This is a genomic window from Halomarina ordinaria (assembly GCF_030553305.1).
Lineage (GTDB): Archaea > Halobacteriota > Halobacteria > Halobacteriales > Haloarculaceae > Halomarina > Halomarina ordinaria.
In genome coordinates, this window is sequence record NZ_JARRAH010000004.1 from 87,449 (window position 1) to 113,399 (window position 25,951).

Sequence of the window (25,951 nt, forward strand, 5' to 3'; positions counted from 1 at the left end):
TAGTGTCCACTTTCCGTGAAACGGACGTACGGCGCTGGCGGTAGTTAGGGTCCGGAAGTGGACAGTATCGCGGAGTACGGTCAGTCGGTCTCACCCGACTGACCCAACCACGATGCTCACTCGCATTCTCGATTGTATCGCCGTCATCATGACCTCCAAACGCACGCCCACAAATGACAGCAGAAAACGAGTTCACCGTCACGCCCTACAGCGTCGACGGAGAGATCGACTACGAGAAACTCCTCGAACAGTTCGGGGCTGACCCGCTCTCGGACGACCAGATCACAGCCTTCCCCGACCCACCCCATCCGCTTGTTCATCGAAGGGTGTTCTACGCAGAACGTGACATAGACAGGTTCCTCTCCGCTGTTAACGCAGGGCAACCACACTCTATTGTTACGGGTCGTGGCCCATCAGGGCCGATGCATATCGGTCACGTCCTCCCGTTCTACTTCGCCAAGTACCTACAAGAGCAGACAAACGCTCTCGTCTACATTCCAGTGTCCGACGACGAGAAATACTTCCTCAAAGAGATGTCTCTCGAAGTAATCGGCGCTCACACTCGTGAGAACTTACTCGATCTGCTCGCAGTAGGATTTGATCCAGATAGGACGCGTATCATCGTGGATACAGCGGATGGAGACGTGGTGTATCCCCTCGCAACCGCATTTGCAAAAGCGGTGACCCAATCGACTATCGAGGCAACGTACGGAGAACCTGCGAATATTGGTCTGTCATTCTATCCCGCAGTGCAGGCGACACACCTCCTCTTGCCGCAACTCATCGAGGGCCGTCATCCGACGCTCGTCCCGATCGCAATCGATCAAGACCCCCATATCCGCATCTGTCGGGACATTGCGGACAAACAGCGATACGACGTCGATAAACCGAGCGCGTTGCTCTCGAAATTCCTTCCGAGCCTCGCAGGGCCAGGCAAGATGAGCTCTTCGGACGACGCGCCCAGTATTCTCCTCTCCGACGACAGAGAGGCCGTGTTCGAGAAGATTCGGGCCCACGCGTATTCCGGTGGTCAATCGACCATTGACGAGCACAGAGACCTGGGTGGAGATCCCGAGAGAGACACGTCGTTCCAGTTTCTTTCGTATTTCTTCGAAGCGGACGACGAACGGCTGGAACGACTTGCCCAGGAATATCGTGATGGATCGCTGTTGAGTGGTGAACTCAAAGATATCGCGGCAGAGAACATAGCTGATTTTCTCGAACGTCACCAAGAACGACGAAGGCAGTTGGGGTCACTCGTGGATGAGTTACCAGCGTACAGATTGACCGATGCTGAGCGAAAGCGGGCTCGCCAACGAGTCGGATTTCTAGATGAGGAGCTGTTTTAGAAAGGCTGTATCATTGCTCTTATGGCGCACAATCTGGGGTTTGGATATGGGTTCGGTTTGATTTCTTGAAACCGTTCGGCCAAGGGTTTAGGGCGCTTCCGCATTTAAATAGATCTGCTATGGTTTCAACAGGAGATACTGCGCCGAATTTCACAGCGACGTACCGAGGAAGCGAACACGAGACGTTCGAACTTGTCGAGCATCTTGGAGAGGGTCCTACCGTATTAGCGTTCTTCCCCGGGGCGTTTACACCTCCGTGTTCGAACGAGATGGTAGCCCTCCAAGAGCGTCTCGATGAGCTTCAAGATGCGGGAGCGACACTCTTCGGCATCAGCGCCGATTCATCATTCTCCCTCGGTGCGTTCGCAGACGAGTACGATCTCGAGTTCGACCTCGTCAGTGATATGGGGGGCGAAGCGATTCCGGAATACGACCTCTCTATCGACATCCCGGACTTAGGCCTGTACGGTGTCGCCAACCGGGCTGTGATCGTCCTTGACGAAGATCGGACTGTGACCTACAGGTGGGTAGCTGAAGATCCGACGAACGAACCAGACTACGATGAACTCATCGAGGCCGTCGAGGCCGTCTGACAAACAGCGGCTCCGTCAGTTTGAACGACACGCTTTGAGCTGAGTAATCACTGTGAGTAGATTGCTTCTATGATATCCTCCCAAGACTCAGGAATTGTATTTCTATCAAATTATATATAGAATTCGTTTATTCATCGACTTCTGTTTTCACGACGACTGTCGGTCGGGTGGTTAGCCGAAGCACGCGTTCGGTTACACTTCCGAGTAGCGCGCGGTATTCCGCTGGCCGGTGTTTCGTCCCGAGGACGACCATATCGATATCCTGTCGATCCCCATACTCGAGTATCGTTTCGACGGGATGTCCGTGTTTCACTGCCGCGATCATCTCGACCTCACTGTCTTCCGCACTACTCCGGACCTCCTCAATGGCTTCCTGCCCGCGTTCTTCGAGCCCATGCTCGGGCCCCTCTGCCTCGTCGACGTACTCGTCCCCACTGTATGCCGTATAGATGCTCTCATCGACGACGAAGAGCGTATGAAGAATAGCGTCGTGCGTCTCGGCGAGTTCGATTGCATGAGATTCCGCGTTCTTCGACGCAATCGTGCCATCTGTAGCGAGTAGTATCTGGTCGTACATAGAGCAACGTTCGCTCGGCTAGCCAATAAGGGTAGTCATCGCAGTGAGCCGACGCGTTGGAACGAGACGCTGTTAGTCGCTCTTTTTGGCGAGAACGATCAATGCAGTACTATCGGTCTTTGCTGCTGGCGCTACTTCACGCATCCCGTCGAACTGGACGATATCTCCTGACTGTATGATATGAGACTCCCCATCGAGTTGCAGATCGATCTCACCTGAGATCAAATATAGAATAACCTGCCTTTCAGGATGACTGTGTGCACCAACGCTTTCGCCTTCGTCCAGGGATAATCGGATTGTTTTCGGCTCTTCGGCCGGGAACACGTTAGCGTGCGGTACACCTTTACAGTCCTCAATTGATTTCACCGGTGCCATGAATCCATTATGGGACTGAACAGCCCTATGTGCATCGAACTATGGCTCTATTACTTGCTGTGACAGCCACCGCCCAGTAGGAATATTGGCTTTTCTCGGGCTCAAAAGTGGGATTCGCTCCTATGCTTTTTCGCCTTCCACGAGTAGTTTCGAATACGCACCGGACAGCAATACTATGACAAACGGAAAATCCAACATAGTTGTCACATTCAATCCGCAAGAATGGGTCGACGGACCGTACCATCTAGACGATGGGGCAGACAAACAACTGAATCCCGCCGAAAACCGGGATTCAGTAACGTTCGAAGTGCCGTGGGAAGACGGAACCGATGAAGAGGGAACGATATTCCCAGACGAGTCGTACGAAGCAAATCAGTTGCAATCTCACCCTGCGGCTCCAGAGTGGGTCCAAAACTGGGAGGGGCCATACTACGTCCGGACAGAATTAGCTGACGACGAGTAGTAGCTGGCTGACAGCTCAGTCCAAAGTGCTGTGCGTGTAATCGGTCGAGAGGAGCTTTTCCCAATCCTGAGGGTAGTCTCTGATTCGCGCCGATCAGTTAACGTGAACGCGGACGACATGACCACCGCAGCCGCACTGCTCGATATATTCCCACTGGACGTCCTCATCTCCAAACCGATCATCAAGCGCATCGTAGAGGAACCCCTCGGGATGGCCGTGTGCCTGGTGCGTGACGAGATTCACGTGGTGACCGCTGGTCGTGTGCTCGACCGCCTCGATTCCGTGACGCTTGAGTAGCGAGAGGTCGTCTTCGTACTGTGGCTTCTCGAGGTTGGCGGACCAGGAATTATCGTGGTTTCGGTCGGTGACAGGTTCAGTCTCACCGTGTGCGTGGTCGTCGCCGTGATCGTGGGAGTGACTTGCCATCCTCTGATATTGGTCTGCTATTCGGATAAGGGGTTTGGTGGTGTCTCTCCCCTTTTGGGTGGAAAGTCGTCTGGGGTATTTCAGCACAGAGCACGCACTGAACGTATGGACGACCACAAACCCGGAGGGGATTGGGAGGACGCGATACACAGTGGCCTCCCCGACTTCTATAGAGATATCAAATCGGTACCGGTCACGGTTGAAGCGGTTTCGTTCGAGGAAAAGCGTATCGAGACGGAACACCGGACGTTCGAACGAACAATCATTCGTGTTCGCGGCGAAGGCGTAACTGGATTCGGAGAAGACGTGACCCGCTCCAGGGAGGCGCACAATCGACTTCGCGAGGACGGACTAGCGCTCCCGACCGGTGACTGGACGGTCGGAACGTTTTCGGACGCTCTCGATGCCGATTCGAATCTCTTGACACAGACTGCGTCCAGAGACGCTCCCGAGTATTTGCGTTGGGCGATCGAGAGTGCAGTTCTCGATCTGGCACTCAAACAGTCGGGGCAAACGCTGGCATCGGTACTTGACCGTACGTACGAACCGATGGCATTCGTCGTCAGTCTACAGCTCGGGGATCCACCACACATCCGCCCCGTAAACCGGTTCCTCGACGCGGATTCGGATATCGAATTCAAGACCGATGTCCCCGACACGCCGAGCGACGAGTTACTCTCGGCCCTCTCGGATACTGGTGCGGTTCGAATTCTGGACCTGAAAGGACAGTACGGTTCGGACGTCGGGGCTCCCACTGATCCGGACCTCTACCGGCAGTTGTTCGAGACGTTCCCGGATGCACTCATCGAAGACCCGGCCGTCACGGATACGACACGATCTGTGCTCGACGAATATGCTGACCGAGTCTCCTGGGACGCCCCGATAACGGGTGTCGAAAGTATCCGGAACCTCCCGTGGGAACCAACTGCTCTCAACATCAAGCCGTGTCGGTCTGGGACGCTCGAATCACTCTGTCGTATTCTCGAATATGGCTTGCAACACGATGTCGAACTCTATGGAGGTGGAATGTTCGAACTCGACGCTGGCCGAGCGCACTCACAGGCGCTCGCCTCGCTGTTCTATCCAAACGGTCCAAACGACCTTGCACCACCGGCGTATCACACCTACCGAGCCGACAAATCCTATCCCTCGAGTCCGCTGGAGCCACCGGCCAAACCGGCCGGAATCGGGTGGGATATCAGATAACCACAATCACTCCGTTCCAAGGGAACTATATTGGAACAGAAGCATTCTTAGTCGCTACAGGCCGCACTCCGCGCTAATCGCGTTCGGACGCTGATTCCTCATCGTCTGTTCGATCACGACGATCACGCACACAACGTACGGTTGGACAGCGAGCTCTACGGGCTGCGCTGAATGGACGGAGTGCCTTCTCGACCACCAAACGTCGATACGGGTCCGCTGTCACGCTACGCGCTTGGTACCGCGAATATTCGTGAACTAGTGCTCACTGCCGCGGTCTACAACCTCGAACGATCCTTTAAACAGAGACTGCTATACCGGATTCAACAAGGCACAGGAGTCGAAATACTGCGGATTTGATTGTCTCATCAGGGTACTAGTTGGTTGCCCTCCTCATCATAGACGGTAATTGCATCAACGGGGCACACGCGACCAGCCATCTCGGCATCAAATTCTGCTCCGTCTGGAACATCTCGAATGTATAATCCTGGTTCCCTCTCGTCACTTCCAACAAGTGTGGCTTTGCCAGCATCACGATCTTCGATGAATTTCTCCCATTCATGGACGCAGTTGAATATCCCGGTGCACGTGTCTCGATCAAATTCAACATACATGATTATTCACACCTCGTGTCAAATTGTAACCAGTGGGTTTCATTAGTGAGTTCAAAATGCGCTCCGTTAGGTGAATATCTCGTACACCGAGGGTCGTTATCTCGGGTATACATCTCGCGGGATCACCAAGCCGTGATAGAAGTGTCATTCACAACTCATCGCTCTTCATCTTTCAGTAACCGTCACTCGCCACTCGTCGTCTGTTGCTTGAGATGTTTCATGAGTGTATCCATGTTCTTCAAGGACGGGATAGAGTGGTTCCGGTTCGTGGTCGGCGATTAGTACAAGCATTTCATCATCGGCAAGAACGTCAAGCGCTGTCAGTATCTCATCGAAGGGATTTCCAGTAGTTTCACGGCAATCAAATTCGTGGATTCTGTCGTCATCGGTGTCGGCCCCCATATTCTCTGATTCGTGTTGTAGTGGGATAATCATTCTGCCGATGATGCTCGCGTTGTCCGAATATCACCAATCAGAGATCCATACAAATGTGTTCGCGGGATTGCGTATATGAGAAGAGTGACAGCAGGGCACCTCCAATTCTGACGGCCGCTCCCATTCGAGTGGATAATCAGTCCTGATAATAGTATTCGCCGCTCGATTTTTGTTGTCGGTCGAGTTGACTGCCTGGCTTATTCACTCGAGGCCTGCCGGTTCGTCCGTCCCGGCGAAACGTGATTTCGAGGGCAGATAGAAACGCGTTCATGCCGTCCCGCATTGATTGCGGAGAATCTGCATAGCCACTCTGGCTCGGCTCACCCTCGAAAACGATCAACCGATCGGCAACTCGATCGATGACGAAGAGGTTGTGATCCACGACGAGCACGGGTCGATTCGTTCGTTTGCTGAATTGGTGAATCCGATCAGCGAGTACCACTCGACGGTCCACATCGAGGAACGCTGAGGGTTCGTCCAGGAGATAGAGATCTGCATCACGAGCGAGACATAGTGCAATCCCGACACGCTGTAACTCCCCGCCCGAAAGCGAGTCAAGTGAGCGAGTATACAACGATTCGAGGTCGAATGGATTCTGAATTCGTGTTTTGAATGATTGGGCGTGGATATCGGTGACTGATGCAAAGCGTTCACGGACTGCAACGTCGCTATCCGGCGTGATATACTGGGGTTTGTACGATACGAGGACATCTTCCGGAACCCGGCCACTATCGGGAGTTACACTCCCAGCAAGCATTTTCACGAACGTCGTTTTACCCAGCGCGTTCTCTCCGACGATACCCACCGATTCCCCGGCGTGAATCTGACCTGGTTCGACGACGAGCGAAAAGTCCGCGAACGATTTCTCAAGCTGCGGATATACAAGGGCCGGTTCGTTGTTTCCGCTGTCGCGAGAGCCAGCCGACGGGAAGTCGATTGAGTGACGCCGAATTTGGACGTTTTCTTCCGATAATTTTCCCTCCAAAAACTGGTTGATGCCCGTCCGTACTGCCGACCGCTGGGCAACGACGCCGAATCCCCCTGGTTCACCGTACAAGACGTGGATCGCATCAGAGAGTAGGTCGAGCGTCGCAAGGTCGTGTTCTACGACAACAGCCGCGGAATCGGTTTCCTGTACGTGACTGCGGATCGTCCGTGCCACTGACAACCGCTGTTTGATGTCCAAAAACGACGAGGGTTCGTCGAACAGATAGAGATCCGCCGTCCTCGAGAGAGTAACCCCGATAGCAACTCGCTGTCGTTCACCCCCGGACAGATCAGACAGCGACCGATCGAGGATGGAGCGGAGACCAAGTGCATTGACGAATCGATCCGGATCGTCAGAACGGGAAACGAGCAGTTCGCGTACCGTATCAGCCTCGGTCTCGTGGAGGGAGTCGACCCGTTGGTCCTTGTAAACGGTGACGACCGACTCGTCTCGGAGTTGTTCGAGATGAGTCTGCAGGGTCGTCCCCCGAAACGATTCAATCGCCCGGTTCCAGTCTGGCCCTTCACCGCCCCCGCCAAAATTTGGCACTTGGCTACCAGACAAAATGTCCAACGCAGTACTCTTCCCGATGCCATTGCGGCCGAGAAGGCCGATTACAGAACCATCGTCCGGGATGGGGAGATTGTACAACCGGAATCCGTTCTCACCGTACTGGTGGACGAGCTGTCCGGTTTCCGCCGGAAGTGGAATAATTTGGATCGCGTCGTTAGGGATCTTCTTTTCGATGAGTTTGTGCTCGGCCAGGACGTTGGCGTCGTCGATGTGAAGTTCACCATTCTCAGTGACGTGGAACCCTTCGTGTCCAGACCGATTCAGCGGATCGTATTTGACCGCGATATTTCGTACTTCGTCGGTGACCTCATCCTGGTCGATGATTGCGACGTATTCTTGCCTCCGTCCGCTTTGAGGCCCTGTCATGGATTACTTAAACCATCAGTCCGAGTATTCATTGGTGACTGTTGCGGGGGAATATCCCGGTAAACCGAGTGGTACGTGGTGAATTTGGGGTGCTCGATCACCGATGCCGATCAAGCAGGTCAGACGACGGCTTCCACTCGGCGTTTTCGTCAAAGTACTGTTCGACGATCGGGTCGTCGGGCATCTGGCCTGTTTGACGCTTCTCTTCGCTGTAGGACGGTCGCCCTTCTTCCACGAAGAACCGGCCGGTTAGAATTTCTCCCTCGTGGAGACGCGTATCGGCTTCTCGCATCATTTGCGCCGCGTCGTCACGGTCGTGGACGTCGAACTCGAAATCTTCGGAGTCCTGAACGTCGATGTAGGGCACGTACTGCTTGGCGTCCTTGTTCCACGTCGGACACTGAGTGAGGAAATCGACGTGGGCGAAGCCGTCGTGATCCATCGCTTCGACGAGGATTTCCGTCGCCTGCCGGGGATTAACCGCTGCAGTCCGTGCAATATACGTCGCACCCGCATTGAGGCCCCACTCCAGTGGCCGGATCGGGTTCTTCGCCGAACCGGATGGTTGCGTCTTGGATTTGTGTCCCTTCGGACTTGTCGGCGATGTCTGTCCTTTGGTCAACCCGAAAATCTCGTTGTTGAACACGATATAGGTCATATCGTGGTTCTCGCGGGCTGTGTGCGTGAAGTGATTGCCACCGATCCCGTAGCCGTCGCCATCGCCACCCGCGGCGACGACCTCTAGGTCGGGGTTCGCGAGCGTCGCCGCCCGCGCGACCGGGAGTGATCGACCGTGAATCGAGTGGAATCCGTAACTCTCGAAATACGACGAGAGCTTGCCCGAGCATCCGATACCCGTGACGAGCAATACCTCGTCGGGGTTCTTGCCCCGTTCCACCATCGCTTGCTTTAGCGTCTTCAGGACGGCAAAGTCCCCACAGCCGGGACACCACGTCGCCCGCGGTTCGACGCCGGGGGTGAACGCGTCTGTATCTACCTCTTGATCTGCACCGATTGCGTTGAATGCACTCATTGTGGTTACCTCGAGTTGGTTGCTTTCGTTGGTTCGAGACGCGTCGTCGGTGGCGCCACACTCGGATCGTCGGTAATGACGGCACGGACACCGTCGACCACCTCAGCAGGTTCGAAGGGATTGCCGTCGTACTTGAGCAGACTATACAGCCGATCACCGTACGCTCCCAGTTCGCGCTGTACTAAGCCCCGGAATTGCCCGCCGGAGTTCATTTCGACCACGACAGCTTCCTCGACACTCTCGAGGAAGTCAGCGACGTCAGATTCCGGGAACGGCATCATTTCGCTTACCCCTAGTGCCGAAACGGAGTAATCAGTCTCGTTGAGTCGATCGACCGCTTCGAAGACAGTACTCTGTTGACTTCCCCACACCAGGATTCCGTAGCGGGCATCTTCTGTCCCGTATCGGGTCTGGTGAGTCCCCGTTTCGTCGAGTGTCTCGCGAATTGCCTCCTGCTTTGCCCTCCGTCGGTCGACCTGTCGACGGCGATTTTCGGGATCTTCGCTGATGTGGCCCGCAGGGTTGTGCTCGTTTCCGGTCGTCAGGAATCGGCCACCTTTCTGGCCGGGAAGTGTTCGCGGTACGACGCCATCGTCAGCGTCGTACTGGAAGCGGAGATACGATCCGGACGCGTGGTGTGCGGCGTCTTCGATTTCTTCCTCCGTGAGAACTGTGCCTGGATCCGGGTCAGGAGCTGATTCCGTGAAGACGCTGTCCGGGACTGTCCGATACTCCCCCGAGAGCTTCTGGTCGATGACGACGATCGCAGGGAGCTGGTACTCGTAGGCCAGTTCAAACGCTCGACGCGTCTGTTCGTAACACTCCTCGATTGTTCCCGGTGCGAAGACGATTCGGTTGGAATCGCCCTGGCTGGAGTACAGAACGTGGTCGAGGTCGCCCTGTTCTGGCTTGGTCGGCATTCCGGTCGATGGGCCGCCCCGCATGGCCTCGACGAAGACGACCGGTGTCTCAGTCATTTCGGCCGTTCCGAGTAACTCGGACATGAGTGCGAACCCACCCCCTGAGGAGCCGGACATCGCCTTTACACCTGCGTGGGACGCACCGATCGCCATCCCGGCAGCGGCAATCTCGTCTTCGACCTGTTCGGAAACACCACCGTACTCGGGGAGATGCTGGGACAGAATCGTGAACACTTCCGTCCACGGCGTCATGGGATAGCCAGAGATGAATCGGCAGCCGGCATCGAGCGCACCGTACGCGACGCCGTGCGATCCGGAGAGGAGGACCGGAACCTCCTCGTGCGTTCCCTCCGGAAGGACGACGTCGTGGTCGATTTCGTGTTCATCCCGCACTTGATCGTACGCTGCTTGAAGGATCGTCAGATTCGCCTCGAGTGCATCGCCGCCCATCGAATCTGACATCAACGCTTCGATGGGATCGAGATCCAGCGATATGAGCGCCGCCGTTGCACCGACGCCCGCCGTGTTGCGCATCACCTCACGACCGTGTTCTGTCGCGATGTCCCGAAGGTCGAGCGGATAGACGTGCCAATCGTGTTCTGCAGCGAGAGCTTCGAGTGACGTCTCAAGCACGCTATCGACGTCGTCGATGTCGATCAGCCCTTCGTCGTAGACGATGATGCCCCCATCACGGAGGTCATCGAGGTTTTCTACGAGGGGCTTGACTTCCTCGTTTCCGTAGTAGGCCTCCTCGTCCGGGCTCCGTGCAAACGAGTCGCCCAGCGCCAGGAGAAAGTTGTATCCGTCTCCTCTGGATCGTACTGGCGTCGCCTTCGATCGAATCTCAGCGTACGTGTGGCCACCACGTATCCGTGATGGATAGTGACGATGGGTGAATACGTGGAGGCCCGACCGCATCAGTACTTTCGCGAAGTTCTGACTCGTCGAGTCGATGCCGTCGCCGGACCCTCCTGCGAGTCGCCAAATGAGTTCGTTTTCTGTCATGGTGTCTGGTGTCTCATCGTATTCGGGATACATGGCGGGGTTGTAAGTAGTATCACGGGAATATACTCGTCTCGCTTATGCGAGACATCAGAACGAATAGGTCCGGTCTCGGTGGTCGAAATCCCAGACCCCGCCCCGGTCATCGTAGAACTTGCGTCCGACGAACGACTCGTCTAGATTCCCGAGGATGGTCTGATACACGTCGTCAACTGACTCGTAGCTTCGTTCGTTGGTGGTCTTCAGCACGGTCCCAACCGTTGTGGGTTCTCCAGTAGGAGGCCTCAGTTCCGCCTCACCGAGTTCGTCGATGAGAGCATCGTGCGTAATGGGAAAATCGACCTCTCGCTCACACAGACGCTGAATTTCAATCGGTCCCATATGCAATCCTCGTCCGCCACTCCGATAAGGATTGGGCACTGTTGACAAGATTCGTGTGAGATATTATCACGATCTGAACCCGCACTACCTACGTTCTCGACGATCGGGTAGGTACCCCGTCGATTTGAGTCCGGACAAGCGACCAATTCCGCCTGTTCCCAGCTACCGGTAACGCCGTTCAGAATGGGGTTCCCTCTTCTGCGGGATCCGACGACGCCTCCTGATCTTTGGGTTCGACCTTGCCGACGAGCACCCGGAACTCCCCGGGTTCCTTCTGACGGTACTGCCAGTGGAATTCTGGCCCTTCCTCAGAGGTGAACTGGTGGTAGAGCGGCTTTGGATCGTGGTCGTTGACGAGGACGAACGCTTCGCCTCGTTCGAGGTCGTCGTACGCTTGGAAGATCAGCTCGTGGCGACGGGCTGGCGGATACTCCCTGACGTCGAGTTCCTGACTGACTTCGACGGGGAGGTCCTCGTCAGCTCCGGACGATGCTTCCTGGTCTCCATCGAGCCCCTCGCTGGCGTGGTGTACGTGATGGGCATCCTCGCCGGCACAGGAGCTCGCCTCGGCGTCTTCATCGTCGACGTCCGCGCGCTTCGTGATTCGGACGGCGACGCGCCCCGGTTCCTGCTCAACGATTCGCCACTCGAAGGCGTCGCCATATCGCTGCTGGAACTCCTGTTTCAGCGGCCGGGGTTCGTGCGGAGCAACGATCTCCATCGCTTCGCCTTCGGGGATCATCCCGTATCGGTGGTGAATCGACGGGTGTCGCTCGGATTTGGGGATCTGACGAACGTCGTACCGGGTGATGATGTCGTCGTCCGGCGCAGTCGACTCCTCGGTCTTCTCGATGGCGACGCGCCACTCACGTCCCCCTTCGTCCAGATATTCCCACTCGAAGGTGTCACCGCGCGTCGATTGGAGCTCGTGGTACAGTGGCTTCGGGTCGTGGTCGTTGACGAGCACGAACCCTTCCTCGGGGACGAGTTCGTCGAAGCCTTCGAGCAACACCTCGTGGCGTCGCTGTGGCGGCATGACGCGGACGTCGAAGTCCGGGAACGCGTCGGCGGCGAGGTCACCCTCCACCACGATTGCCACCCGAACCTCGTCTGCTTCCCTTATCACGTCCCACGAGAGCTGGACGTTACGTTCGATTTGATACCGCAGCAACGTGAAGCCGGGCACCTGATCTGCGATCAGATGAAACGTATCCCCCGCTTCGCCATCGTCGAACTGCTCGTAAAGGCGATCTCGAATAGCGTCACGAGACGCACCGGTCAGGTCAATCTCCGTACCCATACTATCGACTTTAGGGCCAGGGTGGATAGGCACTGGGGCGAACACTTCCACTGACACTTCGCAGCGGCCACCATACAGTTCGTTCTCCGGCTCAGGTCAGCAGCCCGACGGCTCGTCACGGTGGCTCTTTATTGTTTGATCTGGCGTGTCCTCGATGGGTCCTCTCGTGAAACACGTGGAGATCGAGCGGCGACCCTGTCCGATCGGTGGGACCGGCCTGTGCGGCCACCTTACCCTCTCTTTCGTTGTACGGTGAGTCTAAATCCGTAGTCTCGATCCGTGGTGTGACGCCTGGCCAATCGTCCGGAACGACCCCCACGAGTTCAATTCGATCCATCCCTGCCACGTGGTGAGCGGATTCGAGGTGGTCATTGGCGAGCACCCAACCGCCCGCTCGCAAGTTCCGCTCTACGATTGCCTCCTCGACGAGTCCTGCATTTCGAAGGATGATCACGTCGGCGCCGCCAGCCACGGAATAATCTGTAGCATCGCCCCAACGGGCCGCATACCCCGCTGCTGCCAGGTCGTCCATCGCCGCCACGTCGGCGTCGACGTACGTAACCCCGGCCTCGGGAAACGCGACCGATGGGCTCACATCGTGACCCGACCCAGGGTGGTACACGACATCGGCGTCGATACCGAACCGGTTGGCGACGGCTCGGTACTGGGCGGTTCTGTCTGCAAAGGTGACTGGCGACGAACCGGCGTTCATCGACAGCCGGCGGGCGGGACACAGCTCGGCTGGCAGCAGGTAGTCGCGTTCACCCGTCTCAGGGTGGGTTCCATACCCGGCTGCATGAACCGCCAGTGTCGCCTTCCGCACCGGTTCGGTTGCGTCGACGACTTCGGACCAGTCAGAATGCCTCCGATCTCGGGCTCGCTGAACGTACCTCGCCACCGCGTCGCTGGCTACGTGGTAGCGATCAAGGACGTCGTTTGCGATCTCGGCGCCTGACTCCTGAGTTACTTCTTGCATCGTCGTGTCCCGTTCTGCCGGTGTAGCGTGGTCGTCGTTCGAGAGTGTCTCGCTTGCGCCCCGCCAACCATTGAGAAACGACTCATAGTCTGCGAGTGCGTTCCGCAACCGCTCGGCAGCGGACAGAAGGTCACTGACGGTGGTCGTCATCTTTCGGGTGTCAAGTCACGGCTGTTCGTTCGCACACTCATACTCGACGCGGACGATGTGACCACCGCAGTTGCACTGACAGACGTACTCCCATCGGACAGCGTCGCCGAACGTTCCCCCGAGTGGTTCGTAGAGATACTCTTTTGGGTGTCCGTGTGCCTCGTGAGTGACGAGCTGGACGAGAGATCCCTCGACGGTATTCTCGACCGCTGTGATTGCCTCCTCGACCAGTAGCTCTCGGTCTGCCGCGTGTTCGGGTCGCTCGAGGTCTGCTGCCCACGCGCTCCCGTGGACGTGATCGGTGACCGGTTCGGTCCCGTGGTTCTCGTGATCGCTGCGGGTGTCGGCCATTGTCGAAACTACCACGGCTATAACCATAAACTCACGAACGAACGTCCTCGGCGCGAACATATCCGAACGAGAATTTAGGAGACGACGGTACTAACGATCTCACAGGAATGATAGTCGTTTCTAACCGGGTTACCGTTCCGGACGAGCGGGTAGAGACGTTTGAAGAGCGCCTCCGAACGAGTCACGGAATCGAAGACAGGCCGGGGTTCCGCGGGATGACCGTCCTCGCACCCGTCGACGCGGAGGGCCACATCACCATGACGTTCTGGGAAACGAGAGAAGACTACGAAGCGTGGCGAGAAAGTACCGCCTTCGAGTCAGCACACCAGGAGGCATCCGCGGAACGGGCCTTCAAGAACAAGAATAAGGTGGAGATTCACGAGGTCGCTGTCGATCGATCGACGACAGAATCACCAGTACACGTCAGTGGGGAGTGAGAGTTCCGTGTCCCCAATTGTGGAGCGCGGACCCAAACGGCCGTTAGTCGATACGGTTCTCCAGTGTGGATTCGCCCTCCAACCGATGATCGATACAACACCGCGTCGGATCGACTTGACAACATCATCCGACCTATGGACGTGATGAGACGAGGGTGGACGTTCGGTGTCGGGTTCGCAATCATAGGAGCACTCGCCGTCGTCGCCGTCCGAGGGATCGATTCTGTCCTGCTCGGTGCGGTCGTGGGCTTTTTTGTTGGTAAGACGGTTCAAAGTCTCCTCCTGACGGTCGGCGGCCTGTAGATCCAATGACACGTATCTATGGGTCGCGGCTATGGAATAGAGTCGTTATTGGCTCCGACATGGTCCAGGGCAGCAGTGATTTGGGAACGATCGATCATTGCTAGGTTGAGTGAAATGGAAGATACAGAAGACGTGGAGCGGTATTTGTATCTGATTCGAACGAGGCCGGGTCGGGACGAGTACGTCGTTGCCACGATTCGGAAGTACTACGGGGAGTTGCTAATCGACGTGGAGACTGACCCAAACGGAGGTGAGAACTGTCTCATCATCATGGCTGTTACTGAAATCCCAATCGAGGCAATCGAACGCATTGGGGAGGTCGAGACAGTTAACCGGTTTTCTGCCGGAGCCCAGTAACCGCCCGATCTATCTGAACGTGCGACAGGCCATACACTCGTACTGGGCGAGAATGCTCTCCGATAAATTGGGTGGATATCCTCGACGGTCAATGATACTCGGAACAAATTCGCGTGAATCGTTACCAGGGTTCGACATCAACTGTCAAGACGATATGGACTCGATTGCTACCGTACCGGTCACCGATACTGTCTTCGAGTGCGACAACTGCGAGAACACGATCGTCACCGTCCTGGAAGGAACCGCTGGGGTCGATGGAGTGTCCATTGAGACGGATGATCGAGTCTTGTCGATCGCGTACGATCCCGAGACTACTACCGACGAAGAGTTACACGACCTCGTCGAGACGTGGGGATATGCACCCGAGTGATTTCGGCCCTCCTCTAATCGGACCCTGAGATCCTACGCACGACGGTAATGACGTAGCCGCCACAAGTACACCGGCGATGTCGGGTCACAGCGATGTCGGGGACTGTTGATCGCAGAGGATCGAGAAGGTAGTCCGTGGGATCGCCGTGACACTCGTGGGTCACGAGGTCAACGGGAACGCCGAGGCGAGTCTCTTCGATGGCGTCGATAGCCTCCGCGACGACAAGACGGCTGTCGTTCGCGTGTCGATCCGACTCAAGATCGGCAGCCCACGGTTGGTCGTGCTCACGGATGGTAACTGGTTCGCGCCCGTCAGCTGGATCTACCGACATCAGTATGACCCCACTTTCGGGAGGGATCGAATCGCGATCAACTCGGCTGGAATCGCTCGAAACTTCCACATAGTCGTCGATATCACCGAAACCTTGTGATAGTTGGTTCGAACATATACGCGGGTCTCACGAATTTCATCGCTCGAGGGATCCTCAATCACCACGTTCCGTTCCTTGATGAACGGCGGCAAACCCGGAACTACAGACTCGTTTCGCCGCGAGTCGGGACGTTCGATCATCGGCACATCGGTCGATAACCAGACCGTCGTCGCTCAAACGATGTGAAGTTCGTACCCGTCGTCGACGAGCCCCGCAACGTCCGGGGCGTGCTCGGTCCCTTGGATTTCAAAGCCCTCGGCCTCGACGGCGTCAGTGACCCCTTTGAACGTCGCACAGTGATCGCAGACGCCAGCAATCAGTCCCAGATCCTTGGCGTCCTCGTAGGCCCGAACCGCCGGATCCGGGTGGTCCTCGATCCCATCAAACCAGTAGGTCGCCGCGCCGTCGAAGTACACGGCAACCTGGTGGCCCGCCTCGTCGAGCTGACGTGCGTAGGTAAGTGGATTGGCGAATTTCCCCGGCGTCTCCGGTGAGGACAGGAGCAGGAAGGCGTGTTTTGCCATAGACGCATCGACGTTGGATGGCCAATTCCGTGGGTATGGAGGCGAACATATCCAGTCGATCACTACCTCCACGAGTCGCCGGTCGGAAACATTCGGACCAAAGCTCTTCGCCCGTACACGCCAACCACCAGTCGTATGCGCGATACAGTCTCATCTCGCTCGACGGAGAGACGAACAGAGAGGCCGGCAAGGTGGTCGCTGTGACCGAGACGAACTTCGACACCGAACGGGCCTACGACGACCGTAAGTTCAACGCCGTGGAGGTCTTCAAAAGCGACCGAATGAAGGTTGTCTGTGGATACTTCGAGCCCGGTCAGTTCATCCCCGTACACGCTCCATCGAGCGACGTCGCGATACACGTTCACTCGGGGACCGGACGCGTCCGCGACGGCGACGACGAACACGCCATCGAACCTGGCGACGTGGTCGTCGTCGAAGCCGACACCGACCGCGGGATCAAGGCTGACAAGGATAGTCGGCTCGAAGCATTCCTGGTTACTGCCCCGCCGCCGACGGACGCCGAACACGACCCCGTTCGCGAGGGGATCAAACAAGGAGAATTCGACCCAAGGAGTGCGTGACAATGGTTAAGATCGAATCCATCGGGGATCTGGACGGAGCGCCCCACGCAAACGTCTTTCCCGACGCCGAACCGAAGACGATCAGATTGACGCTGGATGCGGGCGAAGCGGTAGCGGCCCACGACCACCCGGACCGCGAGATTGTCCTCTATCTGATCGAGGGAGCGATCGAACTCACCCTCGACGACGAGGAGTACGACCTGAATGCGGGCGACATCGTTCGTTTTGACGGGCGCCGGGAAGTCTCTCCACGGGCAATCGAACCGAGCGTCGCACTGATCGTCCTCGCTGAACGGTCGAGCGACTGATCGCGATCGTTGATTTCGACCGCTTCGACGTATCAGCCCGGCTGGAGGAGCCGGTCAGTTCTCGTGGATGCGAAGGTACGTAGTGTACTCGGTTCTGAGCAGTCCGGTTCGATCTTTCGTGATTGCAATCAATTCGTGGGGCGTCTGTTCAGCCAGCTGTGGATACTCCGTTCGAGCACGTTTGTCAGTGCTCTTCACGACGAGGACCGATCCGTCGTCGAGGTCTTCGAGCGCTTTTTGAACGCGTACGATACCACTCGCGCAACCGCGACCCCGATTGTCTACGACCATGTCGGGAGCGATGTCCGGGTCCGTCGTAGTATCCGTGACTTCAGTCATCGGTAGACACGACGCTGTCAGTCTCCACCCGCGACGCTCCGATCTCCTCGAGGTCACAAACACCCTCGATGGGTGAACAGGCCCGCCACAGGGGGCACAGTTTGAAGATGATGACGAGTACTCCGATGAATCCGGCCTTCGCGAGAATCGCGAGGCCGATCGTCGACGTAACGTACACCGAGACGTTCAGGCCGATAGCGTCGACTGCCTGATACGCTCCGGTAAGGAAGATCGTCGGAATGACGAAGCGGACGGCCCACCGGAAGCGTTCCAGTTGCTCGGCGGCCGCGGCCACGACGTCGACCCGCGGGCGCTCCTGTCCCGACGGGACCGCCACGAAAATGTTCCAGACAGCGCCACCGATCCAGACGGCAAAGGCGAGCAGATGGAGCATCCGAACCACAGTACCAGCCGGTTCGAGACCACGCATCGCGACTTCGGCAATAGCCGTCGCGAGCAGTGTGAGCAGACCGAACGTCAGCGCGAGTAGCCCCGCTCGACTTCTGAACTGGGATTCGACTGTCCGATCCGCGAGGATAGTCCAGGCGACGATTCCAACCGTAGTCAAGCCGAGCATGGCGAGGGAAGCAACTTCGACGGTCGTTCCAAATCGGCCGACGTACCGCCAGAGTACGACGCTCCCCGCGAGAACTGTGACGATCACCGCAAGGCTGGCGATACGATCGAACCGCTCGTACATCGCTGCACAGTAATCGCGAGCACCAGTCCCGAGGTCCGCCGGACGAACGAACAGATGCTTCCAGAGCAGTCCGCCCACGAGCGTCCCCAGTGCGACGAGAAACGCCCACGTCGCGACTGCAGAGGCGATGCCACTGTCGCCGGCCAACGTGGTAGAGACCCAGCTGCCGAGCAAGGACGCAGCTACGATGATCGTGAGTGCGACCTTCGGAAGGAGGTACCGGTCAAAGAGTGCCTCCGTGGTGGGACTAGACGCGGATTGAGTGGGGTTTGACATCGTGGGGCCGCCTCGTGTTTGACATTAGGCCTGTCAAAACTAAACCTGCGTCCGGATATATTCGATACGGGCCCAGCACAACACCGCAAGACCGAATTCTCACGAGTTGATGACTGAAAATCCGTCATGTTCCCACTAGGCGAATACATCCGTGGCGAAGTTTTCCTGTACGGAGTGTGAAGCCGCATATATGAAGGGAGAGGCTGGAACGTCGACGACTTCGATCAGCTGGCGGCGTCATCCGGATGTCGACGATCGGAAACCGGTCGTTCGAACGGTTCCTTATGCCGAGTTCGTACTCGAGCACCCTGACTTGGATCCGACGACACTTAATACAGAATTCTTCCCCGACGCCGTTCCGTATACCGATGGTTCGAGAGAGCGAGTCTTCTATTGGCGGTCTGCCCTCCGTGATTCGTCGCCGCCAGCTACCGACTGGTCGTTCGTGTACGCGACCACTCACGATCTCGTCGGTTGTTCCGAAACCGCTGTCGGAATTCGAGGCCTTACGACGGAACTAGCGACTGGCGTCGCGATCGTGGTCGACGGGACAGCGGGTGGCGATGCGAGTATGGCACACGTTCGAGATTACGAAGCTCCCAATCTCCGTATCGTCGACGTGACTCCCGACTCAATCCGTCTCGCGGTGGACGGTGACGACGTTGAAGTGGCAGTAGGTGGCCGACAGCGGATCGAACTGTCACCACACATCGTGGAGCGGATCAGCGATGACGAACCCGAGGAGATCACACCCGAACTGTCGGTTCGCTATCCTGGCCGCCGCGAGATACACCATCCAGTTTCGAACGCTTCCGACCGGTTGTTCCCCTCGTTCGACCTCGACCTCGCGTCGCTGTCGAATCCACTCGCCGTCCCCCTCCAGAATGGAGAGCTCGATCACGCCGCTCTCGCCACCGATCTGGGCGTCAGTCTCGAAGAGCGTCCGTATCCCGAGCGGGTCCTCTGGCAGGCGTTTGCGTATACGGCCTTCGACCCACGTCGAGAGTCAGTCCCGGATATTGGACGAACGGATGACCACCTCGTTGTTACCCCCCGTTGAGCGACGCGATAGAACCGTATGCAGCAAGAGTCTGGTCGTTCCCTCAAGCGTGTTCAATACGGACATGCCACTGGCCCGGACCACGCTGCTCAGTTTCGTACTCGAACCCGCGCTCAGTCAGGACCTCATACAGCGGTTCGGGTTCGAAACTGTTGACGAGCAACAGCGTCTCTCCCTCGGGAAGTTCGCCAAGTGCGGTCATAATCGGATCGAACGGTTGACCGTCTATCTTTCGGACATCGAGTACTTCGTCTGCATCTGTGTCTAGGTCGGCACTCATGGAACCAAATTGATGACGGGTCGTCCAATACACGACCCCGATTATGTTCGAACGAACCCGCTATGCGATGCGACACCCATCGTAGTCCTGTCTCGTCTGTGGGCAGCGTTCGATGCAGGGATGGTCGACCAGATCACGCAATCGCTTGATAGCCTCAGGAGGAAGCGTATAGCCGATTTCGTAGGACTGCTCATCGTCGAGATCCGCGGAGAGTTCCGCCTCGAAAAAATTCTCGACGACGCAGAGTCGCCAGGCGAGTTCACGAGCGACCTCGCTGCCTTTATCGGTCAGCTTCACGCCAGTGTATCTCTTCACTGTCACCAGCCCTGCGTCCTCTAGCTTCGAACCCATTTCCGTGACGCTCGCTCCGCTAACGTCCAGACGGGCCGCAATCTCACCAGGCGCCACTCGGTCGGTGTCCTCGGATAGCCAATCAATTGCCAACAGATACTGCCCCGTACGCCGACCGACGCTCGCCCCGACAAGTCCGGTGGCTGTCGAGGTGATTTCGGTTGCCATACGTTTCCGTCGACTCTCCGACGATGAAGTCTCTCTCCCGAATTCGTTCACGTGACGTCGCGCCATTTCCCTGAAGACGTCCGAATAGACGTGACCATCAAGTCCCAGGCCGATGAGGAGCTTTCTATGAAGATCATTACGAAACGGATCTACGACGACCCTGACAACGATACAACGCGGGTGCTCGTTGACCGGCTTTGGCCTCGGGGAGTTTCGAAGGAGGAGGCGCAACTCGATGCGTGGATCAAGGAGGTTGCGCCGTCCGACGGGCTCCGGACGTGGTACGACCACGACCCAGACCGATGGACGGAGTTCAAAGAGCGGTACGTCTCGGAACTCGAACAGAAGGACGACGCCGTCGAACGTGTTCTCGACGTCGCCAAGGACGATCAGCTGACGTTGCTGTACGCCGCTACTGACCGGGATCACAATAACGCCGTCGTCCTGCGTGAGTATCTTGAATCACGCGTAGATTGATCGAGGGGGATGCGCACGAATTCGAGGAGCAATATCGCCGACCCCGTATTCATGGACTTCCTACGACCGCAGGTGGCTCGTAGTCCGGCAATGTTCGGCTTCACCCTCAAGAACCTACGGACGCGATCATCACGTAGATCCGAGATGTCCAACGCGACCATTGATCCACAGCGACCGATAGGGGAACTCGCCCGTGAGGTACCATCCTACACCCGTGTTTTCGAGGCAGCGGGTATCGACTACTGCTGTGGTGGGGATGCCTCCCTTGCGATGGCGTGTAATCAGGCCGGGGTCAATCTGGACGATGTCCGCGAAGAACTCGCCGACGTCCAGACAGACGACGCTCAAGCGATTGACTGGGACGACCTCGCGGAACTGATCGACGACGTCGTCGAAACCCACCACCAGTACCTGCGTGAGGAACTGCCGGCACTGGAGGGGCTCGTCAGAAAGGTCGCTCGCGTCCACGGAGAGAACCATCCCGAACTGGAGGCGCTCCAAGCAGTATATCTCGACCTCGCGCCAGCGATGAAGGAACACATTCGGGAGGAAGAAGAGGAAGTTTTCCCGATCATCGAGAAGCTCGACCGTGGGGATTCGCTCTCCGATGCGGAACGCCGACGACTTCGGGAGGTAATCGAGGAGATGGAGGCGGACCACGAGGAAACGGCAGAACTGCTGGATCTCATCGCGGAATTAACGGACGGGTACACCGTCCCGGCCGACGCGTGTCCGAGTTACGAGAGCATGGTCGAGCGTCTCGATGCCCTCGAGCGAGACACACACGAACACGTCCACAAGGAGAACAACGTCCTCTTCGTTGAAGCGGAGACGAAACTATCGGACGGTGTCGAATCCCGAAATTCCTAATCGCCATCTCTCGTGGATGGATCGATTCGGGTTCTGTACCGAGTCGGATCGGACACGGGTTGTAATGGCTCCTGACTTCGCCGGGAGTGTCTCGTCTCGAACGGGGGCGACGCACAGCAATAGCACCGGCGGGCCGGCGCAATTAGCTTATTGTGATCGGCCTCGTCGGCAACGCTCGTGAACCGAGCTGGTGGCGTCAGTCGCTGGACGCACGCGTTTGCCGTCGCCAGCGCCCTCGGGATGGTCGGCCTCCAGGCGACGTATCTGCTCGATTGGCCGATCCGGGTGATCGGCTTGTTCGGGCTGTTGGGCGCCGTCCTGCCGATGACCTTCGGCATGGCGTATCTGTTGCTCCCGGCATATGTCGGAACGACCCTCGCGACACCGCGGCTCCCCGGCGTCCACCTCGTCGTCTCATACGCCGGCGCTGCCGTGCTCGTGGCCGGACAGCTGACGACGCTTTCCCGGCCACTCGTCACAGCGGGTGCCACCCTCTGGAGTATCGGTGTCGGTTGTTTCCTGGCCGCACTGGGTGCGACAATCGTTCCTATTCTTCGGGCGGATTCGAGCGTGGTGATCCGCGGCAGGGACCGCCCGCAACGATCGACGCGTGCCGCTACCGGGACAGTCCCGCTCGCGATTCTATACCTAGCCGTCGGTACCATCACACACCTCACGAGGATGTCCGGCATACAGGTGATTCCCAGCGTCGTGCACTACTACGCTGTGGGCTTCGCAGCGCTGTTGATTGTGAGCCTGGGCGCGCGACTCCTCGTCGGCTTCTATCACGTTGTCCCGCCACGGCCGCTCACGTGGGGTGCTCTCGGTGGTGGTGCCGTCGCCCCCGCCCTCATCGCCGGTAGTTTCTGGTCGTGGCCACTGTTCCAGGTGGGTGCCGTCGTTCTGGCGTTCGGCATACTGTGCTATCTCGGGATGGTGGCCGTCGTCGCACTTCGGACCGACCGCCGACGCATTGGTCTCGTCGGCGTCCTGGCGGGCGCATTCGCAGGGGTAGGGGGTGTACTCGTCGCCGCGACGGTTGCAATCAGTGGGGAGGACGCCTGGCTACTCGAAGCACACGTCCCACTCGTACTCGACGGCTTTCTCCTGCTGACGATCATCGGCTATGCATACGAGTTTTTCCCAATTGGAACGGGCCAGTTCACTGGTGCGAGCGAGCGTGTCGGCCTCGCGACGATCGGCATACTCGGGTTCGGAGTCGTACTGCGAGCGGTAGAGCCACTACTCGGCGCACCGATGGTAGGGGACGCCGGTGCCACGCTCGGTATCGTGGGGACGAGTGTCTACGCCTACGTACTGACGAGACGTCTTGCTGGTATCCACGCGAGCTGAGTGCCAAATGGACTACTCAAACCGCTGCTCCGAAAGAGACGGGATGCTGACTACGATGGGCGGTGCAATCCGAGGAACGTTGTCTCGGTTATCCCGTCCGATCATGTACGAGCCTCAGCTGGATGCGTCAATGTGGTCCCATGGATTCTCCGGGTCCGCTCACCGCGGGTCCTTTGACGTGGTGTCGGTCGACGAGCCCGGCGACACGCCAGGAACGAGTACACCCACGAGCCCGTTCGGACTGTGGGTTCGAATCACGGAACCCATGTTCCAGCCGAACACAAGAATGCCAGCACCGATCAAGAGCCCGCCAAACCCTGCGAGGAGTGACGAGAGGGGCGTCCAATCCGCGACAACGAGCGCAAGGCCGCCGAGCGTGAACAGCCCGAGGTCGAGGGCTGCCAGCCTGTCGTCGTAGAGGTCGTCGATCATCGGCACGGCTTCGTACCCGAGGAGATCGCTGTAGTGGTGCACCCAGACGATGAAGGGAACGATGTGGTAGATCGTTCCGAGGACGACGAAGCCGATCACGCCGAGCCCGAGCAGGTGTGTAGCTCCCGGCGCGCCAAATCGGGTTGCCGGTGCGACCGGGTCGGCGATCCATACGGGAACAGTCGCGAGGGCCCACACAGCCATCGCCACTGCCGCAACAGTGTACCGTGAGAGCATCGGCGTCCACGGGACCTGTGTTTCGTAGAGGCGACGGGCAAGGATGATACTCATACACCCGATACCACCGAGGATTAGGAGCCCGCCCACGCGGGCGAGCGCGACGTGCCCGACCAGCCGACCAATCGCCAGGGTTACCACGCCGATCGGGTAGCCGACCTCCTCGAAGCGCTGGAGGTACGTGTCGATCCCGTGGAGGTCAGTCTGGGTGAACATCGTGCCCAACTGATAGAGGGCGCCGAGGACCGTCGTCAGGACGGCGCCGTAGATGGCGAGGGTGGCGTGGGCGGAGATGACATCGACGCGGGAGAGACCAACGGGGACGAACACCGGTCGAACGAAATCGACTGCGAGTGCGACGCCGAACAGCGTGAGCGCCACGAAGAACGCGAGTGCGAACGCGAAGTGTCGTTCGGTCACGTCATATCGACCTTCGATGGTGACGAGTGTCCGGGCGATGTTGTAGACGAACACCCAGAAACCGATGGCCATCAGGGTACCGAAGATTGGCGTGAGCCGAAGCCAGCCACCGGCCAGTGCGACTGCAAAACCAGCTAGTCCGATACCGACGACCCACAGCTGGACGGTCGCGAGCCGGCGACTGTGGAGCGTGACGCCGGACCAAACGGGTACAAACTGGGTCATCGCACCCATAATCGTGATACAGATCCACCCCGCCAGCAGCAGGTGAACGTGAGCGAGGGGGAGGAGCCCCGACCCCATCCCAAAAGCGTTCGTCACGCCAACAATTCCTCCGACGAGCAAGAACCCGATACCCACGACAAAGTGTCGGAGTGGAACGGTCATCGGAGGCTGCTTCTCCGTCTCCAGGTTCCCAGGAACGACACTCATCCTCTATGCGTTTGTGATGGATGGGGGAGTCAATGCCTCCGAATATATTCAGGCACGACTGAGTATCGCCGGTCCTACGGACCATCGCCAGCGGTAGCTTTGCTAGCGAGAAGCCTTCTATCGGTCGTCTATCGTCGCTGTATTCGTCACCGTTGTGTTCGAGAAATGGTGTGGCATTCGTTTACCGCATCATGTACTCGCGAGCGATTTTCTCGGCCTCCGAGAGATCCTCGGCAATACCGAGTTGCCGGTTGACGGTACCCTGGACCCGAACCAAAAACCGCCAGCCTTCGAACGAATTGGGTTCTTGAATGTCGTTGATGTAGATGGTCCGATCGCCGTCCGAATACGCGATCCGCGTGTATTCGCGTTCGAGGAACGAATCCTGATATTGCTGTTTGTTCCGAATTTTCCATCCCTTTGGGAGCGTTTTCGTCACTGCCATGTTGAATCATTGGTGATGCGGAGAGGTCAGTCTCGACACGAACATATCCAACCAACCGGAACCGGAGTGGCAACCGAGTGAACGAATTTAGCTCAAAACGGCGCCTGTGGACCTCGACTCGTCCCCTCCTCTTCCATCGAGCGCTCCATAGGGTTCGAACCCACCTCGCGTGACTCGGTCGGCACGACGTGTTCGTCACCTTTATCGAGGTACTTTGTTTCCAGTTCTGCGAGCTGTTCATTGATCGCCTCACTCTGATGGTGCATTGGCGCCGCCCGAACACGAACGAGGTCGTACTCGTGACGGTCCGAGAGGCCGTTCCAAGCCCTGAACGAGCCGATCGTCAGCGTGTGCGTCTGCGGACAGAATGGCGTCGTCGGGGTAAATTCGGCTCGCAAGACGGTATCGATGTCGTCCGCACCGATTGCGTCATCGGCATCGAATGATTCTACCGCATACCGATATCCCGCACCGGGATGACGCGTATCGAGGTTCAACCGAGCGAGGTTGTAGTTGAACGTCATGTCGTACACCTTCCGCTTCTCGAAGAGTTCACGTGTCAATCTATGGAAGATGACGTGATCCGACCCAGCCAGGATGTTGTGTCCTTCGAGAAACGGCCCTGACCTCGGAACGTTATCAGAGACGAATTCGTCGTAGGGATCGAAGAGCTCGTCGTCCTCGCCTCCGAACGGAGATGGGAAACCGGGCATAGAATATCGTACG

The 25,951-nt window shown here is 57.7% G+C and carries 34 protein-coding genes; 13 read left to right on the forward strand and 21 right to left on the reverse strand.

Going from position 1 to position 25,951, the window contains the following annotated elements; genetic code table 11:
• Positions 1–173: 173 nt before the first annotated feature.
• Complete coding sequence (locus P1Y20_RS17550; RefSeq protein ID WP_304449993.1) at positions 174–1,349, forward strand: tryptophan--tRNA ligase; 1,176 nt, start codon at positions 174–176, stop codon at positions 1,347–1,349.
• Between the two features lie 119 nt (positions 1,350–1,468).
• Positions 1,469–1,942 (forward strand): redoxin domain-containing protein, encoded by a 474-nt coding sequence (locus tag P1Y20_RS17555; RefSeq protein ID WP_304449994.1) that lies wholly within the window; start codon positions 1,469–1,471, stop codon positions 1,940–1,942.
• Between the two features lie 127 nt (positions 1,943–2,069).
• On the opposite strand, the gene P1Y20_RS17560 is transcribed toward P1Y20_RS17555, so the two are convergent.
• The gene (locus P1Y20_RS17560; protein WP_304449995.1) at positions 2,070–2,519 is read right to left on the reverse strand and encodes a universal stress protein; all 450 of its coding nucleotides are present in this window, start codon (positions 2,517–2,519) and stop codon (positions 2,070–2,072) included.
• A 72-nt stretch (positions 2,520–2,591) separates the two neighbouring features.
• Positions 2,592–2,894 (reverse strand): cupin domain-containing protein, encoded by a 303-nt coding sequence (locus P1Y20_RS17565; protein ID WP_304449996.1) that lies wholly within the window; start codon positions 2,892–2,894, stop codon positions 2,592–2,594.
• Positions 2,895–3,069: 175 nt separating this feature from the next.
• Between P1Y20_RS17565 and P1Y20_RS17570 the strand changes: the two genes are divergently transcribed.
• Entirely contained in the window at positions 3,070–3,357 is a 288-nt protein-coding gene (locus tag P1Y20_RS17570) for a hypothetical protein (RefSeq protein WP_304449997.1), read from the forward strand.
• Between the two features lie 93 nt (positions 3,358–3,450).
• On the opposite strand, the gene P1Y20_RS17575 is transcribed toward P1Y20_RS17570, so the two are convergent.
• The gene (locus P1Y20_RS17575) at positions 3,451–3,783 is read right to left on the reverse strand and encodes a CGCGG family putative rSAM-modified RiPP protein (RefSeq protein ID WP_304449998.1); all 333 of its coding nucleotides are present in this window, start codon (positions 3,781–3,783) and stop codon (positions 3,451–3,453) included.
• A gap of 105 nt (positions 3,784–3,888) precedes the next feature.
• Here P1Y20_RS17575 and P1Y20_RS17580 point away from each other — a divergent pair, with 105 nt between their 5' ends.
• Entirely contained in the window at positions 3,889–4,989 is a 1,101-nt protein-coding gene (locus P1Y20_RS17580) for a hypothetical protein (RefSeq protein ID WP_304449999.1), read from the forward strand.
• A 365-nt stretch (positions 4,990–5,354) separates the two neighbouring features.
• On the opposite strand, the gene P1Y20_RS17585 is transcribed toward P1Y20_RS17580, so the two are convergent.
• From P1Y20_RS17585 to P1Y20_RS17625, 9 genes are all read right to left on the reverse strand, one after another.
• Positions 5,355–5,600, reverse strand: coding sequence for a ferredoxin (locus P1Y20_RS17585; protein ID WP_006667243.1), 246 nt, complete (start codon positions 5,598–5,600; stop codon positions 5,355–5,357).
• 165 nt (positions 5,601–5,765) lie between these two features.
• On the reverse strand, positions 5,766–6,002 hold the full coding sequence (locus tag P1Y20_RS17590; RefSeq protein WP_304450000.1) for a DUF2249 domain-containing protein: 237 nt from the start codon (positions 6,000–6,002) through the stop codon (positions 5,766–5,768).
• Between the two features lie 169 nt (positions 6,003–6,171).
• Positions 6,172–7,962, reverse strand: coding sequence for a ribosome biogenesis/translation initiation ATPase RLI (locus P1Y20_RS17595; RefSeq protein ID WP_304450001.1), 1,791 nt, complete (start codon positions 7,960–7,962; stop codon positions 6,172–6,174).
• A gap of 97 nt (positions 7,963–8,059) precedes the next feature.
• Entirely contained in the window at positions 8,060–8,995 is a 936-nt protein-coding gene (locus P1Y20_RS17600) for a thiamine pyrophosphate-dependent enzyme (protein WP_273739190.1), read from the reverse strand.
• Positions 8,996–9,000: 5 nt separating this feature from the next.
• Complete coding sequence (locus tag P1Y20_RS17605; RefSeq protein ID WP_304450043.1) at positions 9,001–10,920, reverse strand: 2-oxoacid:acceptor oxidoreductase subunit alpha; 1,920 nt, start codon at positions 10,918–10,920, stop codon at positions 9,001–9,003.
• A gap of 87 nt (positions 10,921–11,007) precedes the next feature.
• Entirely contained in the window at positions 11,008–11,298 is a 291-nt protein-coding gene (locus P1Y20_RS17610) for a DUF5789 family protein (RefSeq protein ID WP_273739189.1), read from the reverse strand.
• A gap of 178 nt (positions 11,299–11,476) precedes the next feature.
• Positions 11,477–12,598 carry a DUF2249 domain-containing protein gene (locus P1Y20_RS17615; RefSeq protein ID WP_273739188.1) on the reverse strand — a complete coding sequence of 374 codons (1,122 nt, stop codon included), beginning with the start codon at positions 12,596–12,598 and terminating at the stop codon, positions 11,477–11,479.
• 115 nt (positions 12,599–12,713) lie between these two features.
• Positions 12,714–13,724, reverse strand: a complete 1,011-nt coding sequence (locus tag P1Y20_RS17620; RefSeq protein ID WP_304450002.1) for a hypothetical protein — start codon at positions 13,722–13,724, stop codon at positions 12,714–12,716.
• 15 nt (positions 13,725–13,739) lie between these two features.
• Positions 13,740–14,075, reverse strand: coding sequence for a CGCGG family putative rSAM-modified RiPP protein (locus P1Y20_RS17625; RefSeq protein WP_304450003.1), 336 nt, complete (start codon positions 14,073–14,075; stop codon positions 13,740–13,742).
• A gap of 107 nt (positions 14,076–14,182) precedes the next feature.
• Here P1Y20_RS17625 and P1Y20_RS17630 point away from each other — a divergent pair, with 107 nt between their 5' ends.
• The 3 genes from P1Y20_RS17630 to P1Y20_RS17640 all read left to right on the forward strand — a co-directional run bounded on the left by P1Y20_RS17630 (position 14,183) and on the right by P1Y20_RS17640 (position 15,542).
• Positions 14,183–14,512 carry an antibiotic biosynthesis monooxygenase family protein gene (locus tag P1Y20_RS17630; RefSeq protein ID WP_304450004.1) on the forward strand — a complete coding sequence of 110 codons (330 nt, stop codon included), beginning with the start codon at positions 14,183–14,185 and terminating at the stop codon, positions 14,510–14,512.
• A 417-nt stretch (positions 14,513–14,929) separates the two neighbouring features.
• A complete protein-coding gene (locus tag P1Y20_RS17635; RefSeq protein ID WP_304450005.1) occupies positions 14,930–15,172 on the forward strand; it encodes a hypothetical protein in 243 nt (80 codons plus the stop codon).
• A gap of 91 nt (positions 15,173–15,263) precedes the next feature.
• Positions 15,264–15,542 carry a heavy-metal-associated domain-containing protein gene (locus P1Y20_RS17640; RefSeq protein ID WP_304450006.1) on the forward strand — a complete coding sequence of 93 codons (279 nt, stop codon included), beginning with the start codon at positions 15,264–15,266 and terminating at the stop codon, positions 15,540–15,542.
• Positions 15,543–15,555: 13 nt separating this feature from the next.
• On the opposite strand, the gene P1Y20_RS18870 is transcribed toward P1Y20_RS17640, so the two are convergent.
• Positions 15,556–15,873, reverse strand: coding sequence for a CGCGG family putative rSAM-modified RiPP protein (locus P1Y20_RS18870; protein ID WP_438359935.1), 318 nt, complete (start codon positions 15,871–15,873; stop codon positions 15,556–15,558).
• Positions 15,874–16,145: 272 nt separating this feature from the next.
• Positions 16,146–16,496 carry a DsrE family protein gene (locus tag P1Y20_RS17650; RefSeq protein ID WP_304450008.1) on the reverse strand — a complete coding sequence of 117 codons (351 nt, stop codon included), beginning with the start codon at positions 16,494–16,496 and terminating at the stop codon, positions 16,146–16,148.
• A gap of 200 nt (positions 16,497–16,696) precedes the next feature.
• On the opposite strand from P1Y20_RS17650, the gene P1Y20_RS17655 reads away from it, so the two are divergent.
• Positions 16,697–17,077, forward strand: a complete 381-nt coding sequence (locus P1Y20_RS17655) for a cupin domain-containing protein (protein WP_304450009.1) — start codon at positions 16,697–16,699, stop codon at positions 17,075–17,077.
• A gap of 2 nt (positions 17,078–17,079) precedes the next feature.
• Positions 17,080–17,385, forward strand: a complete 306-nt coding sequence (locus tag P1Y20_RS17660) for a cupin domain-containing protein (protein ID WP_304450010.1) — start codon at positions 17,080–17,082, stop codon at positions 17,383–17,385.
• Positions 17,386–17,439: 54 nt separating this feature from the next.
• Here the strand turns inward: P1Y20_RS17660 and P1Y20_RS17665 are convergent, their stop codons facing one another.
• Both P1Y20_RS17665 and P1Y20_RS17670 read right to left on the reverse strand, forming a co-directional pair.
• Positions 17,440–17,724, reverse strand: a complete 285-nt coding sequence (locus P1Y20_RS17665) for a sulfurtransferase TusA family protein (protein WP_304450011.1) — start codon at positions 17,722–17,724, stop codon at positions 17,440–17,442.
• Positions 17,717–18,700, reverse strand: a complete 984-nt coding sequence (locus tag P1Y20_RS17670; RefSeq protein ID WP_304450012.1) for a CopD family protein — start codon at positions 18,698–18,700, stop codon at positions 17,717–17,719. Before P1Y20_RS17670 ends, P1Y20_RS17665 begins: the two co-directional genes overlap by 8 nt.
• Positions 18,701–18,890: 190 nt before the next feature.
• On the opposite strand from P1Y20_RS17670, the gene P1Y20_RS17675 reads away from it, so the two are divergent.
• Positions 18,891–19,760, forward strand: coding sequence for a hypothetical protein (locus P1Y20_RS17675; RefSeq protein ID WP_304450013.1), 870 nt, complete (start codon positions 18,891–18,893; stop codon positions 19,758–19,760).
• A gap of 43 nt (positions 19,761–19,803) precedes the next feature.
• On the opposite strand, the gene P1Y20_RS17680 is transcribed toward P1Y20_RS17675, so the two are convergent.
• Both P1Y20_RS17680 and P1Y20_RS17685 read right to left on the reverse strand, forming a co-directional pair.
• Positions 19,804–20,040 carry a DUF2249 domain-containing protein gene (locus P1Y20_RS17680; RefSeq protein WP_304450014.1) on the reverse strand — a complete coding sequence of 79 codons (237 nt, stop codon included), beginning with the start codon at positions 20,038–20,040 and terminating at the stop codon, positions 19,804–19,806.
• A 60-nt stretch (positions 20,041–20,100) separates the two neighbouring features.
• Positions 20,101–20,559 (reverse strand): metal-dependent transcriptional regulator, encoded by a 459-nt coding sequence (locus tag P1Y20_RS17685; RefSeq protein WP_304450015.1) that lies wholly within the window; start codon positions 20,557–20,559, stop codon positions 20,101–20,103.
• Positions 20,560–20,649: 90 nt separating this feature from the next.
• On the opposite strand from P1Y20_RS17685, the gene P1Y20_RS17690 reads away from it, so the two are divergent.
• The 3 genes from P1Y20_RS17690 to P1Y20_RS17700 all read left to right on the forward strand — a co-directional run bounded on the left by P1Y20_RS17690 (position 20,650) and on the right by P1Y20_RS17700 (position 23,259).
• Positions 20,650–21,036, forward strand: a complete 387-nt coding sequence (locus P1Y20_RS17690) for a DUF488 domain-containing protein (protein WP_304450016.1) — start codon at positions 20,650–20,652, stop codon at positions 21,034–21,036.
• Between the two features lie 90 nt (positions 21,037–21,126).
• A complete protein-coding gene (gene ric, locus P1Y20_RS17695) occupies positions 21,127–21,906 on the forward strand; it encodes an iron-sulfur cluster repair di-iron protein (protein ID WP_304450017.1) in 780 nt (259 codons plus the stop codon).
• Positions 21,907–22,146: 240 nt separating this feature from the next.
• Positions 22,147–23,259 carry a hypothetical protein gene (locus P1Y20_RS17700; protein WP_304450018.1) on the forward strand — a complete coding sequence of 371 codons (1,113 nt, stop codon included), beginning with the start codon at positions 22,147–22,149 and terminating at the stop codon, positions 23,257–23,259.
• A 159-nt stretch (positions 23,260–23,418) separates the two neighbouring features.
• Here the strand turns inward: P1Y20_RS17700 and P1Y20_RS17705 are convergent, their stop codons facing one another.
• From P1Y20_RS17705 to P1Y20_RS17715, 3 genes are all read right to left on the reverse strand, one after another.
• On the reverse strand, positions 23,419–24,780 hold the full coding sequence (locus tag P1Y20_RS17705) for a heme-copper oxidase family protein (RefSeq protein ID WP_304450019.1): 1,362 nt from the start codon (positions 24,778–24,780) through the stop codon (positions 23,419–23,421).
• 181 nt (positions 24,781–24,961) lie between these two features.
• Positions 24,962–25,225, reverse strand: coding sequence for a hypothetical protein (locus P1Y20_RS17710; protein WP_304450020.1), 264 nt, complete (start codon positions 25,223–25,225; stop codon positions 24,962–24,964).
• Between the two features lie 92 nt (positions 25,226–25,317).
• Positions 25,318–25,938: a DUF7998 family protein gene (locus P1Y20_RS17715; protein WP_304450021.1), complete on the reverse strand. Its 621-nt coding sequence runs from the start codon at positions 25,936–25,938 to the stop codon at positions 25,318–25,320.
• Positions 25,939–25,951: the final 13 nt, after the last annotated feature.